This window comes from Thermosipho affectus (assembly GCF_001990485.1).
GTDB classification, from domain to species: Bacteria; Thermotogota; Thermotogae; order Thermotogales; family Fervidobacteriaceae; genus Thermosipho; species Thermosipho affectus.
Genome location: NZ_LBFC01000014.1, coordinates 1 through 16,276 on the forward strand (window position 1 = coordinate 1; position 16,276 = coordinate 16,276).

15 protein-coding genes and 2 pseudogenes are annotated in these 16,276 nt (G+C 31.4%); 3 read left to right on the top strand and 14 right to left on the bottom strand.

Annotated features, from left to right (window positions below; genetic code table 11):
• Positions 1 to 544 precede the first annotated feature (544 nt).
• Positions 545 to 967, bottom strand: a pseudogene (locus tag XJ44_RS03400) (fibronectin type III-like domain-contianing protein); the annotation flags it as partial.
• 195 nt (positions 968 to 1,162) lie between these two features.
• On the opposite strand from XJ44_RS03400, the pseudogene XJ44_RS09430 reads away from it, so the two are divergent.
• Both XJ44_RS09430 and XJ44_RS09435 read left to right on the top strand, forming a co-directional pair.
• Positions 1,163 to 1,525: pseudogene (locus XJ44_RS09430) on the top strand (chloride channel protein); the annotation flags it as partial.
• The gene (locus tag XJ44_RS09435; RefSeq protein WP_408645804.1) at positions 1,505 to 2,269 is read left to right on the top strand and encodes a chloride channel protein; all 765 of its coding nucleotides are present in this window, start codon (positions 1,505 to 1,507) and stop codon (positions 2,267 to 2,269) included. The pseudogene XJ44_RS09430 and the gene XJ44_RS09435, both read left to right, overlap by 21 nt.
• A 100-nt stretch (positions 2,270 to 2,369) precedes the next feature.
• Here XJ44_RS09435 and XJ44_RS09490 read toward each other — a convergent pair whose 3' ends face one another.
• From XJ44_RS09490 to rbsD, 7 genes are all read right to left on the bottom strand, one after another.
• Positions 2,370 to 2,459 (bottom strand): hypothetical protein, encoded by a 90-nt coding sequence (locus XJ44_RS09490; RefSeq protein WP_084758745.1) that lies wholly within the window; start codon positions 2,457 to 2,459, stop codon positions 2,370 to 2,372.
• A gap of 204 nt (positions 2,460 to 2,663) precedes the next feature.
• On the bottom strand, positions 2,664 to 3,560 hold the full coding sequence (gene rbsK / locus XJ44_RS03410; protein WP_075665659.1) for a ribokinase: 897 nt from the start codon (positions 3,558 to 3,560) through the stop codon (positions 2,664 to 2,666).
• Complete coding sequence (locus tag XJ44_RS03415) at positions 3,557 to 4,549, bottom strand: LacI family DNA-binding transcriptional regulator (RefSeq protein WP_084758744.1); 993 nt, start codon at positions 4,547 to 4,549, stop codon at positions 3,557 to 3,559. The genes rbsK and XJ44_RS03415 overlap by 4 nt, the downstream gene beginning before the upstream one ends.
• 45 nt (positions 4,550 to 4,594) lie before the next feature.
• The gene (rbsB, locus tag XJ44_RS03420) at positions 4,595 to 5,464 is read right to left on the bottom strand and encodes a ribose ABC transporter substrate-binding protein RbsB (RefSeq protein WP_075665660.1); all 870 of its coding nucleotides are present in this window, start codon (positions 5,462 to 5,464) and stop codon (positions 4,595 to 4,597) included.
• 12 nt (positions 5,465 to 5,476) lie between these two features.
• Positions 5,477 to 6,403 carry an ABC transporter permease gene (locus XJ44_RS03425; RefSeq protein WP_075665661.1) on the bottom strand — a complete coding sequence of 309 codons (927 nt, stop codon included), beginning with the start codon at positions 6,401 to 6,403 and terminating at the stop codon, positions 5,477 to 5,479.
• Positions 6,400 to 7,878 (bottom strand): sugar ABC transporter ATP-binding protein, encoded by a 1,479-nt coding sequence (locus tag XJ44_RS03430; RefSeq protein ID WP_077198063.1) that lies wholly within the window; start codon positions 7,876 to 7,878, stop codon positions 6,400 to 6,402. The genes XJ44_RS03425 and XJ44_RS03430 overlap by 4 nt, the downstream gene beginning before the upstream one ends.
• Positions 7,879 to 8,265, bottom strand: coding sequence for a D-ribose pyranase (gene rbsD / locus XJ44_RS03435; protein ID WP_077198064.1), 387 nt, complete (start codon positions 8,263 to 8,265; stop codon positions 7,879 to 7,881).
• Between the two features lie 324 nt (positions 8,266 to 8,589).
• On the opposite strand from rbsD, the gene XJ44_RS09440 reads away from it, so the two are divergent.
• Positions 8,590 to 8,724 (top strand): hypothetical protein, encoded by a 135-nt coding sequence (locus tag XJ44_RS09440; RefSeq protein WP_255362952.1) that lies wholly within the window; start codon positions 8,590 to 8,592, stop codon positions 8,722 to 8,724.
• Positions 8,725 to 9,073: 349 nt separating this feature from the next.
• On the opposite strand, the gene XJ44_RS03440 is transcribed toward XJ44_RS09440, so the two are convergent.
• From XJ44_RS03440 to XJ44_RS03465, 6 genes are all read right to left on the bottom strand, one after another.
• Entirely contained in the window at positions 9,074 to 9,613 is a 540-nt protein-coding gene (locus XJ44_RS03440) for a hypothetical protein (protein WP_075665664.1), read from the bottom strand.
• 68 nt (positions 9,614 to 9,681) lie between these two features.
• Positions 9,682 to 10,242, bottom strand: coding sequence for an ABC transporter ATP-binding protein (locus XJ44_RS03445; protein ID WP_077198065.1), 561 nt, complete (start codon positions 10,240 to 10,242; stop codon positions 9,682 to 9,684).
• Between the two features lie 401 nt (positions 10,243 to 10,643).
• Complete coding sequence (locus XJ44_RS03450) at positions 10,644 to 10,961, bottom strand: cupin domain-containing protein (RefSeq protein ID WP_077198066.1); 318 nt, start codon at positions 10,959 to 10,961, stop codon at positions 10,644 to 10,646.
• A 46-nt stretch (positions 10,962 to 11,007) separates the two neighbouring features.
• The gene (locus tag XJ44_RS03455; RefSeq protein ID WP_077198067.1) at positions 11,008 to 12,039 is read right to left on the bottom strand and encodes an L-Ala-D/L-Glu epimerase; all 1,032 of its coding nucleotides are present in this window, start codon (positions 12,037 to 12,039) and stop codon (positions 11,008 to 11,010) included.
• Positions 12,039 to 13,391 carry a transglutaminase-like domain-containing protein gene (locus XJ44_RS03460; protein ID WP_233119505.1) on the bottom strand — a complete coding sequence of 451 codons (1,353 nt, stop codon included), beginning with the start codon at positions 13,389 to 13,391 and terminating at the stop codon, positions 12,039 to 12,041. Before XJ44_RS03460 ends, XJ44_RS03455 begins: the two co-directional genes overlap by 1 nt.
• Before the next feature lie 143 nt (positions 13,392 to 13,534).
• Positions 13,535 to 15,997 carry an alpha-amylase family glycosyl hydrolase gene (locus XJ44_RS03465; protein ID WP_077198069.1) on the bottom strand — a complete coding sequence of 821 codons (2,463 nt, stop codon included), beginning with the start codon at positions 15,995 to 15,997 and terminating at the stop codon, positions 13,535 to 13,537.
• Between the last annotated feature and the right edge of the window lie 279 nt (positions 15,998 to 16,276).

Genomic DNA, 16,276 nt, shown 5'->3' on the forward strand with positions numbered 1-16,276 from the left:
GAGCCAGGATCAAACCCTCCATCTCTATCTCGGGCTAATCCTGATTTCTTACTTCTCAAAGGACTGCTATCCACATTTCAATGACCCGTTTTTACACCCAATTATTTGCGGCACGGTATTTAATTTACCACGTTTGTTTTTTTTAGTCAAGTTACAGATAGGTTAATTTTATTTCAGCGTTGTTACAACCACGACTTATGCATCCCAGTCTGCAACCTTTACTCCGTCTTCTTTTTCAAGACCTTTTCTATTGCACAGCGATTATTATTTTACAGTATAATTGTAACATCCAAATACACAACCGGTAAACAACATGAATACTAAAAGAAACAACAAAGTAAACAACACCACTTCCTCAGGGGTCTTGCAACGTCTCATGAAAATCTTAAAAATTAAAGAAATGATATTTGCAAACAAATGCTTTATTTTGTACAAGGAAAGGGTGACAAAAATAGTTCAAAACACATAACTGGAAAAAATAAAAATCAAACAACATGGTTCACTTTGAGTACTGGAACCATGTTGTAAAAAATTATACTAAAACTTATATTTTAACTCTTCCTTCAAGGCGTATATCCCTGTAAGATACACCAATTCTTATTACATACTCACCTTTTTCAACAACCCATCCCACATTACAAAAACTCGCCAAATTATTTATTGGTATTAAGATGTTGACATGCTCTAATTCACCAGGTTGTAGTAGCTTTGTTTTGTGAAATCCTTTTAATTCTTGAAATGGTTTATCAATCTTTCCTTTTGGTGCTTTTACGTATATTTGTGCTATTTCCTTCCCGGATATTTTTCCCACATTTTTTACATCAAATTCGACTTTTATTTTCTCTTTATCTTTTTCTAAATTAAGATTTGAATATTCAAAAGTTTTATATGAAAGTCCATATCCAAACTCTAATAGTGGTTCCACACCAAAAGTGTCGTAATATCTATATTCCACGTAAATATCTTCCTAAAGGTGCAAAGATTTTATTTTCCCCAATCTTCTAACCTATCTAATTTATTTAACACTAGCCTTTTAAGATCCTTTGTCACTGCGTTACCGATGACATCCCTTTTGCTCACCTACTTCTTTTGGCTGACTTTCTTCTCGCGTTCAAAATGACAAACATACTCATCTCTTTATCTTGTTTCATGTTATAATAACAACATGAAAGAACTTATATGGGTTTTGATAGCCGGTGTAATTTCTGGATTTATTTCTCCATTTTTGGCAAAAACGCTTGTTAATGTTATTGAGTTAATAAATATCCTATGGGGAAATTACATTGTTTTTGCACCAGTTATAGCATTCTGGATAGTTGGTCTTTTGGAAAAACACTCTAAACTTATTCTTGGAACCGGTGTGAATTCTTACAAAAACAAAAAAATACATATTACTCTAAAAGATTTAATCTTAAAATACATCTCAACAATGATTACATTAGGATTTGGAGGAAGTGGTGGTTTAGTTTCCCCGATATTATTTATTGGAAAAGGTTTATCGGAAATTTTCTCAAAGAAGTTTGGCAGAATATTTACTATATCGTTTGCCTCGGGCATGTTAACATACTATCTTGGAACTCCTCTTTCTGCAGCATTCCTATCTGTAGAATACTTTGAAAAAGATACTGTTAGCTACGAAGATTTAATGCCTGCTTTACTATCTTCCATGATAAGTATTTTTCATGTAAGAATACTTGGATTTACACCGATATTCATAGAAAAGTTTTCAAAATTAAATATTGAAAATGTAACAACAATTGATATAATCTTTTCAATAATTTTTGCTATGCTTTTTGGTGGCATAGGTATGCTTGCATATATTCTTAAATTTTATTTTAGAAACTATATAAACCGTTTAGATTCCGTTAAAAAAACTCTTACTTCTGGTTTATTGGTTAGTTTAACAGGTATAATTTTTGGAAGTACAATCCTTGGCTTAAAAGTCTTTTTTGGAGGTAAAAATGTTGAAAAACTTATAATAGGAAAAATACTTGCTACAGTATTTACTATAGAAAGTTTGGGAAGTTGTGGATATTTTACTCCGCTAACAATAGTTGGAATGAACTTAGGAATTGTAGTAGGAAATTTTGGCTTTAATAGCTCCATTTTTTCTATAGTTGGTTTATCTGCTCTTCTTTCTTCTATGTTAAATCTTCCAATAGCTGCTGTCATTTTCCCTTTAGAGCTCTTTGGATACAACGCCCTTATACCAGCTGCTATAGGTTCATCAGTATCATACCTACTCTTTAAGAAATTCAGACTGGAATAATTATAAAAAAATTACCCTTTTTCATAACACTACAAGATTTTATATTTACGTTCTTTTTTCTTACATAGATATGAAACATTAAACAACACCATATCTGCTACTAAAGTTGGATTAGCTGATCACTTATGTCTATCACTAATATGCCTTCATTACGCCATACTATATAAATATATTTTGCAGAAATTCGGATATTTGGTTTGAATCTGCCAAATAAACTTCAAAAATGCTAAACTAATGATTATAATAACTAAAACCTTAGTAATCTATGTTCTTTCAAAAATGGCTAATTTTTCTGTATAATTACACGTTGTCAAACAAAAAAATGACTTCTGTAAATATCCGAAGTCATGTGCTTTTTTTACATATAAATATATTTACCAGCTTGATATCTTTATTAAAAAAACTCCTCAACTTCCTGCCTTGTTGGTATAGAACTTTGTGCTCCTTTTTTTGTTACAGATACAGCCGCTGATAAAGATGCAAATTTAAGCGCATCTTTTATGTTTTTTCCTTCACATAAGGCTACTGCAAAAGCCCCATTAAATACATCACCTGCTGCAGTTGTATCAATAGCTTTCACCTTAAATGATTGTTGCTCAATTATTTGTGTTTCATCAAAATATTTAACCCCTTTATCTCCTAACTTAACTACAAGTTTTTTCAATCCTAATTTTTTTAATTTCTGATAACTATCCTCCAGTGAAATAAAATCACCAAAAAAATTGATACTTAGTAACTTAATTTCTTCTTCGTTTGGAGTCAAATAATCAACATACTTTAATATTTCCTTAGTTACACCTTCAACAGGTGCAGGATCAAAAATTATTATTTTCCCTTCTTTTTTTAGCAAACTTGCAACGTACAATGTTGTATCAAATGGTATTTCATTTTGAAGAAGCACTATATCAGCTTTTATTAAATTTTGTATATGATCATCCACTATATCTTTTGTTAAATATTTATTTGCTCCTTGATATATAATTATTCTATTTTCGCCTTCTTGCGTAACTTCAATAAAAGCAAGGCCATTATTTTCATCTACAACGGTATAACCTGAGATATTTAGTTCATCGTATCGTTTTTTTAAAAGCTCACCATATGAATCATTTCCCATACAAGTTAAAAAATACACCTTTTCATCTGACAATTTTGCAATTGTAACAGCTTGATTTGAACCTTTTCCACCTGGAAAAAATTCTAATTTTTTTGCTTTTTGGGTTTCACCAGGTCTTGTAAATCGCTCAGTAGATAATACTATATCCATATTAGAACTACCCACAACCGCTATCATCTTCTCATCTCCTTAGTAGATTCTCTTATTACAAGCTTTGGTAACAAAACTATACCTTTATTAGACACTTTTTTTTCTTCAATTATTTCCAATAATAGCTTTGCCGATTTTCTACCCATTTCATACATCGGTTGATAGACAGTGGTTAGTGGTGGTTTAAAGTGTTTTGAAAAAGGTATATCATCAAAACCTGTTACACTAACATCTTCAGGTACTTTATATCCCTTTTCCTCAAGAGCTTCTATAACACCGTAGGCAATTAAATCATTCCCACACAATATTACATCTGGTAACCCCTTCAACCTTTTAGCCTTTTTATACCCTGCGTCATAAGAAAATTCTGTAAAATAGTGTTTAAATTCCAACTTTTCAGTTCTTGCCCTTTCAGCAAATACCTCATACCTTATTTTTGCACTAAAGGTCTCTTTATTTCCGTTAATAAAAATAAAATTCCTGTGTCCAACATCTATCAAATAATCTAATAGCAAATTCATTCCTATTTTATTATCAACAATAACATAAGACGAATTAATCTCTTCAAAGATCCTATCCAAAAAAACCACTTTCAAACCTTTTCTTATTTTTTCTACTAACAGCGGATTGGAAGATCCGGTACCTGTAAAAAGTAACCCATCAATATGTTTGGAAATTAATATTTTTAAAAGTTCTGTTTCCTGTTTTCTATCTTGGTCGGAATTACACAAAATTAAATTATATCCCTTTTTCCTCAAATAATCTTCAGCTCCTCTAACAATGTTTGCAAAAAATGGATTTGTAATGTCAGGTAAAATAAACCCTATTGTACCTGTTCGTCCTTTTCTTAATCCCTTAGCTATACTGCTTGGATAATATCCCAACTCTTCTATTGCTTTTTTTACCCTCTTTTCCAATTCTTCTGAAACTGGTGCGGAATTATTTAAAACTCTAGAAACTGTAGAAATTGAAACTCCAGCTTTTTTAGCTACTTCTTTAATACCCGGCCTTTGCATGATCCCCTCCAATATATACTTAGGGGGGATGCCCCCCCTGAGTAATTATTCAGTTACAAGTTTTAATTCAACAGGTATATAAACAGTTTGTGTTTCTAAAAATTCAAAAGCCTTTTGAATAGCCAATTGTCCCATTAAATACGGTTGTTGTGCTATAGTTGCAGCCATTTCACCTTTTTTTACAGCTTCAATTGCATCTGGTATGGCATCAAAACCTACAACAATTATATCATCAAGTTTTCCGGCTGCTTTTATTGCTTCAATTGCTCCAAGTGCCATTTCATCATTTTGTGCAAAAACGGCATCAATATCAGGATATGCTTCAAGTAAATTTTCCATAACTGTTAACCCCTCTGCTCTATTAAAATTAGCCGTTTGTTTTGCCACAAGAACAAGACCAGGATATTTTTTCAATTCTGTTTCAAATCCCAATCCTCTATCTCTTGCTGCAGATGTTCCAGGTATACCAACCAATTCCACTACTTTTCCTTTCCCATTTAATTTCTCTGCAATAAATTTTGCAGCCATTGCTCCACCAAAGACGTTATCAGAAGCAATATGTACCACTACTTTTCCTCCATTTGAGCCCCTGTCAACAGTTATTACGGGGATTTTTGCATCATTAGCTTCCTCAACAGCGGCAACAATTGCATCACTATCTGTAGGATTGATAATTATTAAATCAACCCTTTGCTGGACTAAATCTTCAATATCATTAAGCTGTTTAGAAGGTCGATCCTGTGCATCTACTATTATTAGCTCTATCCCCAATTCTTTTGCCTTATCAATCGCCCCATCTCTAAGAGCTACAAAAAACGGATTGTTAAGTGTTGACAACGATAACCCTATCTTATAACTAAACACAGTTGCCACAAAAATCACCAAAATAAACATTACCAAAAATATCCTTTTCATACTTACACCTCCTCAATTTTCTCTCTCAAGCAACACAGCAATGAGAATAACAACTCCTTTTACTCCTTGTTGATAAAACGGAGAGACGTTAAGCAAATTCAACCCATTATTAAGAATTCCCATAATTAATGCCCCAAATAATGTACCTACAATCGTTCCTTTCCCTCCAGCTAAACTAGCCCCACCAAGTACAACAGCTGCTATCGCATCTAATTCATATCCCGTTCCAAACGTTGGCTGCGCACTGTTTAATCTTGAAGTCAAAATAATGGCACTTACCGCCGCCAAAACTCCACTAATCGTATATATGATAATTTTATACTTATCCACCTTTACACCACTTAATTTTGCAGCGGTTTCATTTCCACCAATCGCATAAGTGTAAAGTCCCAATTTTGTATATTTTGATATATAATAAATAATCCCAAACACTGCAAACATTATAATTATTGGAACAGGAATTTCTAAAACATCTCCCCTCCCTATTATTCTAAAAGCCCGCGGAAAACCTGTTATAGGCATTCCCTGAGAATAAACTAGCGTTAATGATCTTGCAATAGCCATGGTAGCCAATGTAACAATAAATGGTTGAATCTTCCCTTTGGCAATAATGAACCCATTTATAGCTCCCAGCAAAGCTCCAACAAATAACGCAACCAAAATTCCCAAAAATACCGAACCATTTTTCACTACCGAAGCCATTACAACGGCAGAAAATGCCAAAACAGATCCCACAGACAAATCAATACCACCTGATATGATTACTAAAGTCATACCAAACGCAATAATTGCTTGGATAGAAACTTGTCTAAATACATTAATAAAATTAGAAACCGTCAAAAATCTGTCACTTAATAACGAGAATAATATCACTATTCCAAAAAAACCTACGATTGCCGGATACTCTTTAAGTTTTTTCAAAAAAACTTTTTGCCTCATTTAATATCAACTCCTGTTGCCAATTTTAATATGCTTTCCTGAGTAATTTCACCCTTTTCCAAAATTCCCATTGAACGTCCTCTGTGCATTACCAATACTCTATCACATAAACTTACTATTTCAGGAAGTTCAGAGGAAATAAAAACTACACCTACCCCATCATTAGCCAATTTGTTTATAATATTATAAACCTCTACTTTTGCTCCAACATCAATTCCCCTCGTTGGTTCAACTAAAAAAACAATCTTTGGCTTTTTTCTTAAAACTTTTGAAAGAACAACCTTTTGTTGATTTCCTCCTGATAGTGTTTTTACCTTTTGTTTAATAGAAGAAATTTTTATTGAATATTTCTTCACTTCGCTAGCTACCATATCCCTTGCCCTTTTCCACGATATTTTTCCAAATTTAGATATCTCATCAACATTTGGTAAGACTATATTCTTCACCACATCCATATCCAAAACTAATCCCATTTTTTTCCTATCTTCTGGAACAAGTGCTATACCATGTTTAAGCATATCTTTTCCTGGTAAATACGTGCGCCCATCTAATACCAACTTATCCCAGTTAGAGCGTAAATATCCATATATTCCTAAAGCAATCTCAAGTTTTCCTGAACCAACCAAACCAGCAATCCCAAATATTTCTCCTTTATTTACATTAAAAGTAACATTTTCTACATAATCTTTGACTTGTAATTTTTCTATTCTAAATAACTCCTTATCTGTTATTACATTAAATTTGGGATACATTTCCTCTATATTCCTACCTACCATCATTTTAATCAAATCTTCTCTTGACACTTCTTTTATACTTATTGAATTTATATAGTTTCCATCTCTCAAAACAGTTACTCTATCAGCTATTTCAAAAACCTCTTCAAGCCTATGTGAAATAAAAATAATCGATATGTTTTTTCTTTTTAAATCTTTTATTATCTCAAAAAGTCTTTTTGTTTCATGGTCCGTAATCGTTGCAGTAGGTTCATCCATTATTATTATTTTCGCATTTAATGATAACGCTTTAGCTATAGAAACTAGTTGTTTTTCAGAAGTATTCAAATTTTTCACCTTTTCATTTGCTCTAATAGGAAACTTTAGCTTTTTCAATAATTCATCTACAACCTTAACCATTTTAGATCTAGAAAAAACAAATTTATCAACCCTACCAACAAATACATTTTCTGCTACACTCAATTCTTCAAACAAATTCAATTCTTGGTGGATAGTAGCTATTCCCTTTTTGATAGCTTCAGTAGGGCTGGAAAAATTTATTTTCTCTCCATCAAGAAAAATATCACCCGAATCAGGCTTATAAACTCCACTGATTATCTTAATTAGCGTGCTTTTCCCGGCGCCGTTTTCGCCCAATAAAGCGTGAACTTCTCCTTGATAAAGATCAAAATTTACATTATTTAACGCAACAACTCCAGGAAATGTCTTAATAACATTTTTTAATTCTAATATTTTTTTCATTTAAAATATCACCCCAGAAACCAATATCGCGTTGTTATAAGGAGTTACATCGCCCGTTCTTATAACCGCTACCACTTTACTACTTATATTTTTCAATTCATCATGTGTAACCTTTTCAATATGTGCAAAAGAGAGTTTTTGTCTACAAACCTCCTCGAGAGATTTAGAAGATTCTTCGGCAATTATTATTTTTTCTACTTCTAATTCCTTTAATACAACATCTAAAACTTCTTCAAACGTAGGTTTTCCATAATCAAGAACTAAGTCTATCTTTTCGACATTGCGAGGAATAGGAAATCCCATATCAACAATTGCAATCATATCTTTGTGTCCTAAACTCGCTATTATCCTAGCTATTTCAGAATTAAATATTCCTGTTTTTTTCATCCTTTACCTCCTTTAGAAAACGTTTTCGAAAACGTTTTCAACATATTTTTATCAAAAAATGCTTATCAAAGTCAAATGAGAAAACATAAGAAAACTCACAAAAATTTATTCTTAGCCATCTTAACAACTATTTATCTATAAATTTGGATATTTGATCAAGATTAAAAAACTATACCTAATCTTTTAACACTTCTTTGTTAAAATTTTTTGATATTTGAATTTTTAATTCTATTTAGATGGTTAAAAATGAACAAAAAATACGTATACATAAAGGAGTAGAATTAATAAAAGATATAACACAGAACATTTCTGACAAACTAACATTTGAATTTAACAATAAAAAAACTTTTAAATACAGTTAGTGCTTCTATAGAAGAAGTATCAGCAACTATAGAAAAGGTTAAAGCATCGGTAGACAAAATTACCCATGAAGCTGAAAATTATTCAATAAACAAGTAATTAACACACTAATTTAAAATAAGAAAACTAATGATATTATGAGTCTGCTTCAAAAATAGAAAGGAAAAGGTATAAACTTTTCTCATTTTTTGTCATTCTGAGAAACAAGGAGCGAAGAATCTAAGATCCTTCGCACTACATGCTCAGGATGACAAGAAAAAATTTTTAAACAAGCCCTTATACTATTTCTATTAGTTTAATTAGATGAAAAACCATGTGCGATTTTTAATATATCTTGGTGTTTACACAAAATTTAAAACACTACACACTTTAATTAAATTTTCAAAATAATACAAGGCTCCAATGATATATTGGAGCCTTGTTTGTATTTTACACAACTAAATATTTATCATTTTCTACGACCGTGCACATGTGTTCTTACATTATTTCTTGAATTGTTTATATTTCTTCCTCTTACATTTTTTCTTCCCATTTTTGAATAAGCATTTCCTCTGCTAACTTCCCCTCCTTTTCTTGTGAATACTGGAAAGCCATTTTCTCTTATAACTATTTCTTTTCCTTCTATTACTGCTTTGTATACTACTATATATGTATTATCTCCTAATTCTACCTTTCTGCCAATAATTTCTATATTTATTCCCTCTTTTAATCCTTCGTATAATCTAATTGGTCCTGTATGTACTTCATATTCTTTTCCTTCTGCTTCTACAACTACTTTTATCCCTTCACCCGGTATTAACTCAATTTCCTTTACTATGCCTGATATACTTATTTCAGAAACCGTTGCACCTTCTGGTAAATTCCTATAAAGCGGTTCTACCTGATTCCTTGGGGCTGTCTGTACATAGTTATTCCATGGTCTTACCGCAAATGCACTTGCCGCCAATACTAAAACAGTTAACAAAATTACACTAATCTTTTTAAACATAATCCCACCTCCTAATGTGTTTTCTACAATTTCTATACTACATACTTTTCCTTAACAAATCCTTATATTTATCTTAGAGTTACCTTAGAATATATTTGAAAAATTGAAGAGGAATGCCAATCACGTGAAAGAATAGTTATTTTATAGGATTTTTCGGATGTCCAATTATCTAGTGACAAATATCCAGAGATTATATTTAAAAGAATTGTCTTTTCCGCCCCATTTTCTCTAAATATTAATACCTTACTCTTAGGGGTTATTTCCAAATTATCTATTTCTATTACTTTATTTTCATCATAAGAAAGTTTCACGTTTTTTAAAATTACTCTATTATCCCACTCAAAATATTCTTTCTTCTCAGTATTTAATAAATTTTTTATTCTTTCAAGTATTTGTGAGCATCTGTGAAATTCTGGAATAGCTTGAACAATTCCAAAAAGGGATGAAACCGCCCTCCAAAATGTGTTTATTATCGCTACAAATCCACCAAAACTCAACTTTCCAATTAAAACAAAATACCCAGATACTATAAGTGAAAGAGTATCCGCCGTGTTTCGAATAATGTCACCTAACATTTGACTTGATTTTACAGCTTTAAAACTTTCAACTTTCTTGAAACACTGAGTCATAACCCTCAATTATTTTACCTTGATAATTCTTGTCAAGATAAATATCTTTCTCCTTAGTTTTTTAGACATAATTTTATTTTAAATCATGCTTTTACTGGTATCATCTAAAGAAAGTAGGTAAAGTAAGTGTGGAAAGAAGAAACCTTTACGTATCATTTAGAACTTAATACACAAGATACGATAAAGTAGTGATCCCGGAAGTTTGAAACGGCAAGAAAATTACGTAAATATTAATAAATGTAAAAAACATGTGGAGAGTTTGAAAAGTTAACATTAATCTCCTTGGCAGAGACTAAAATAAAATCCCCCTCCCACACAATTATATATTAAGATAAAACTTTATAGATTAGAAGGAAACTTGAATTTTTCTAAACAATAATTTTTTTGCACATTAATATTTTTTATCCAAGAATTTTCATAACTAAAACTTTTGCTTCTTTTTCTCCTATGTTTTTTACACTATGCAGCACATCTTTTGGAAATTCAACCAACTCATCTTTTTCTAACTTTAAAACCTCATTTCCTATTTCTACTTCAACTGTTCCAGACAAAACATAAAGCAACGCATCTACATCTGATTTATGCGCTTTTAATTCAGAAAAAGGGGCAAGACTTATATGGACTATCTGGATCTTTTTATTTTCAAAAAATCTCGTCCCAATAATTCCTTCTTTATCCAATACAGGTTTGTTATTTCTATAAGAATACTTGTTGTTCATATTATCTACCTCTTTTTTTATTATATACTCCAGTCTGTAACTTTAGTTACAATATAGTGATTTTAGAACCATTTTGTTTAAATTTTCCTCGAAATTTATTTTCTTTAAGCATCAAATGAGAATCAAGATCGTGAAAAACAAATGCACCTGTACCAAGTGCGAAATTTACACTTTGGTTTATCCCAAGACTTGATTCGCCCATGCAACCTATCATAAGCTTGAGATTTGCTGTTTTAACCATTTCAACTATTGCCAAAGCATCTGATAATCCAGATTTCATTAGCTTTATATTTACAAAATCAACTGCTTCTTCCCTTATTAGTCTGTAAACATCGTACTTACTTTTGGCACTCTCATCAGCTGCAACTGGATATGGAGAATTAAACCTCACATACTTTAATCCATCTATATCACTTGCCACAACAGGTTGCTCAAAAACGGAAATATCTACACCTTTTTTATAAAGAACTCTTACAAACTCAACAGCTTGTTTTGGAGTATATCCCATATTGGCATCCACAATGTATTTAGCCTCCTTGGTATTACGGGCAATTTCTTCAACTGTTTCTATATCCTTACGTAAATCTTCACCTACTTTAATCTTTATATTTTTAAAACCTTCACTAAAAATTTCTTTGGCCTCTTTCACCATATTTTCAATAGTATCTATACCTACAGTTTTATCCGTTTCGATTTCACGTTTCATACCACCCAATAAATAATATACAGGAGTATTTATTTCTTCAGAAAATGCGTCAAGAACGGCATATTGCACCCCTGCCTTTACACTCGGAGTTGCAAAGAATTTATCAAGAACATCAAAAATTCTTCTATATTCTTTTACATCCATGTTGACAATACTTTCTTTTATTGCCGCTTCAAGTTTATACAAACCTTCCACCTTTTCTCCATTTACTCTAAAAGATGGAGATATTTCTCCATATCCTTTAATACCTATATCTGTTATAACCACAACTTCTATGTTAGTTGAACTATCAGAAACACTGCCGGTAATGTGAAATGGTTTGTAATATTTATAAGTTTTCAATTCAAACTTTACATCAACAATCTTACTCATTATTCCACCTCCACAAAATTAAGTACTTCTATTGAATATTTAAATTTATCATAATATACATTTTCAATCTCAGTTTCCACTTCTCCAACCTGATTATCGTATGGATCAGAACGCCAAAAATTTTTATTTGGATAAAATTGTTCCATAAATTCGGTGTTTGCAACCATTCTAAATCCGTCAAGATTACCAAAATAAAATTCCCGTTTTTTGTCTTCTTCTCTTCTAGCTCCGCCAAATGAAAGATCAGCTGGTAACCAACCATATGGTTGTACATAAAACAAAGCCCAATCATGTGGAGACGCAAAATACTTATTTATATACCAACCTGATTGCCATCTTGTAGGTATCCCCACTATTCGACACATAGTTATAAACAATAAAGCTTGAAACCCACAATCTCCCTTCAAATTTGTTGCAACAAACTGAGGAATTGTTTCGTATGTTCCATAAGGTTTAACATACGAATAACTCACATGTGTAGTTATCCAATCATATATCAATTTTGCTTTTAAATAAGGATTTGATTCTTTACCAACTATTTGATAAGCAAGTGATTTTAAATAAGGAGTGAACAAAATATGTGGTGGTTTCTCAAGGGTATATTGCTTTAATTTTTTTGGAAAATATTCCTCTACCTCATCTAACTCAACTCTGTTGACCCATTCACATACTTCATATTCAAATTCGACGTAAAAATCATTTTTATTGGCAACATCATCTTCAAAATATATAGTATTTTGAAAAATCTCTTTAGGAGATAATACGAAATTTTCATGACTTACATCTATTATTTTTACATTTTTTATTTGGAACTCCTTCTTGGGAACAGGAAGCCACACTTTTATAGTCTCTCCTAAAATTTTACTATAATCAGGATATAAAGTAATTCGAGCATGTACTTTGTATGTTTTTGGCATATCACCATTGATTAATGCTGTTAATCGCTCATCTAGTAATTTTTTAGATTTTTTAACACTATCTTCTTGAACTATCCTATCTTTATAATGCTTGTAGGAAAAACCTAAATTTTCAACAAATCTGCTTTCAAAATGATATTCACCGTTGATGTATATATAATCCAACATTCCTTCATAAAATAATTTTTCAAATTCTATATCGGTAAAACCTGCTATTTTATCTTTGGCAATCTCAACTGCCTCTTTCATAGTATATGGATAATCAATAAGCAATCTATTTATACGTTCTTTTTCGTACAGTAAACGCAACTGCAATAATTCTGGAAGTTCATATTTAAGTTTTTTCTCAATCAAGACCAAAGCCCTTCCAAAATTATCAGAATATTCTTCTTTTAAAATATCCTCAGGCAATCCAACTGTTAAAAACTCCATCATACCCCCTCCCCCATTATTTAGTTCGCAAAACGAAATACTCTTTGTTTTATTATACCAAATAGTCTAGTTAAAACAAAATAAAATAGTGGGCTCCTTAACGAACAAGAAGCCCACTAAAACATATTACAAAGAATAATTAAGTTTTATTTACGGATTTCTATCCACAAATCATCCATTATATACGCTGCGTTTTCATTTCCTCCACCAAAGATATATGCCTTTGGTTCAGACTCGATAGGCCTAAATCTTGATGATATACCGTCATAGTCCCAACTTGTCAAGTATATCTTCCATCCAGAGTAACTTTTAGGATTTCCAAGATTATCACCTTTTACTATTATTTTTATCCAACCATCATCTACAATTACTTCTGGTGAACCTATTTGCATACCAAATTTGTTTTTATTTGCACCTTTAGAAGAATACAACGCAGAAGACCACCCGGTTACGAATATTTCGTAATCCCAATCTTTGATTTTATAATTTTGAAATGGCAAATATGTAGTTCCTACTTTGCTTGGATCATCGAGAAATATTTGATACGTTACGTGATCAAATCCATTTATTGGATTCCAACTTTTTGTTATTTCTTTTGGCTTTATACTTATTACAAGCGTTGGCCCTATTGACTGTACCTTTACGGCAAGAATATCCATTTGCCGTTTAAAAGTAGGATCAGTTGGGTAAACATAAGTGCCATTTGGACCATTATCATCACCTTTGGGATCTATAGAAAATGCCAAATCTTTCACTTCAAGTTCAACAAGAAAATTTGTTTCCTCCGTATAAATTACGTTTTTTATTGATTTTCCTCGAGCTTTTATTAGTAAAGTATGTTTTCCTGGATCAAAGCGTAGTGGATCTACAACATAAGTAAACTGGTTGTTTTTCACATTTAATTTTATTTTATTATCGTACTTTCTATCTATATAAATATAAACATACTTTGCATTTGTTTTCCCCTTTATAGTAAACTTATCTTTTATAATCATTCCATCTTTTAAATTAGTCTTAACAAAAAGATTACTCTTTTTTATCACTCTTTTTTCATCCGATATCTTATATACCGTTATACTCCTTCCCGGAATGGTTACAACAAACTCTCCATCTTTTTTCGTAATAAGCTTCGTTGTTTTTCCATTTAAATTAAATACTGGAACTAAAACCATTCCCTCACTTAAACTAGTTTTTATTTTCGTAATCTTTGTATCATTTGATGTGTTTAATATAACAACAAGCTCTTCTTTGTCATCTTTTAACAAATATGCCAAAATCCCCGCACCACTTTCTTCAAACGAAAGAACTTTAACTTTACCATACCTTGTCGCCGTATAAGACTTTCTAAAACTTATAATTTGAGAAATAAATTTGTACATATCACTTTCTGGATTAAAATGATTCTTATTTTTTGAACCCCAACCTTTTTCAAACATTGAAGCTCTTGTCTCTTCAAAATATTGCTCAGTTCCATAGTATATGACTGGCATTCCAGGTAATGTCATCAAAAATGCAAGTGCCAATTTTGTGACTATTGGTGTAGTACCTTTAGCAAATCGCTCCATATCGTGATTATCAATGAATGTAACTAACAATCCTTTTTCCAACATTTTATTTCGACGCTCTATTCTATAAGCAAGATATTTTGTTGGTTGTCCTCCCTTTATAACCCTCTTTATTTCTTCATTTAGTGGAAAATCAAGCATTGCGTTAAATCCTGCTTCAAAATATGTCTCGATTTCTTTTTCAGCAGAGTCATCAAATGGTTTTGAAGTTAACCAAACTTCCCCAAAAGATATGAAATTATCCTTCTGCGAATAAATTCCATCTTTGCTCAAAAAGAAATCTTTCCAAAAACCTTTTGGAACATACATAGCAGTATCAACCCTAAATCCATCAACTCCAACCTGTTTAATCCAATATTTATACGATTCTTTTAAAGCTTTTCGTACTTCAAGATTCTCCGTGTTTAAATCATCAAGTCCGGAAAGTTGATAATTAAGTCTTTGATTCGGATCTGCAAAATTATTTATATCAGGTGTCCAATGATAAATAGACTTCTTTCTTACATCAGGAATATCATAATTATTCAGATTAAAAGGATATTGCGTTGGAGCATTTGTTGGGACACTTTTAGTATTAATTTCAAATTTTCCATTTTTAAATCTAAAATAATTTCCCACATGATTCACAACAATATCCTGAATTAACACCATCCCATTTTTATGCAATTCTTTCGATAATTTTTTATAAATCTCTAAATTTCCAAAGTGTTCATCAACTTTTGTAAAATCACGAGCCCAATAACCATGATATCCTCCATAGTGTACCCAGGGATCCCACCATTGATTGGCTACAGGAGGCGTAATCCAAATTCCATCTATTCCCATACCTTTTATATAATCAATCTTTTGTAATATTCCTTCCAAGTCACCTCCACTGTACTTTGCACCATTATACGGATTATACTCGTTCATACCTTGATCATTGTTAGAAACGTTTCCATCATTAAACCTATCAATCATTATAAAATACAACACCTTATCCTGCCAATTTCCCAAAAACATAACAGAAAAAAACAAAATAAAAATCACTGAAATCTTTTTCACAACAAACTCCTCCTATAAAAAAATTCACCTATTACTTTTTTATCAAAATTTTTCCATTACCGTATAAAATAATGGAATCATTCCAAAAAGAATGGAAAATTGAAAAAAGTAAATTTCATATTACTATAACCACACTGCTATTTCAAGGAATTAAGCAAAAATAATTTGGAAAGCATTGGAAAGTATTAAATAAATTGAAAAGTGGAAGATTTTTTTTACTACCCATACAATAAAAAAAGCAGGCGAAAGCCTGCGAAAAAAAAATAAACCCGGGCGATA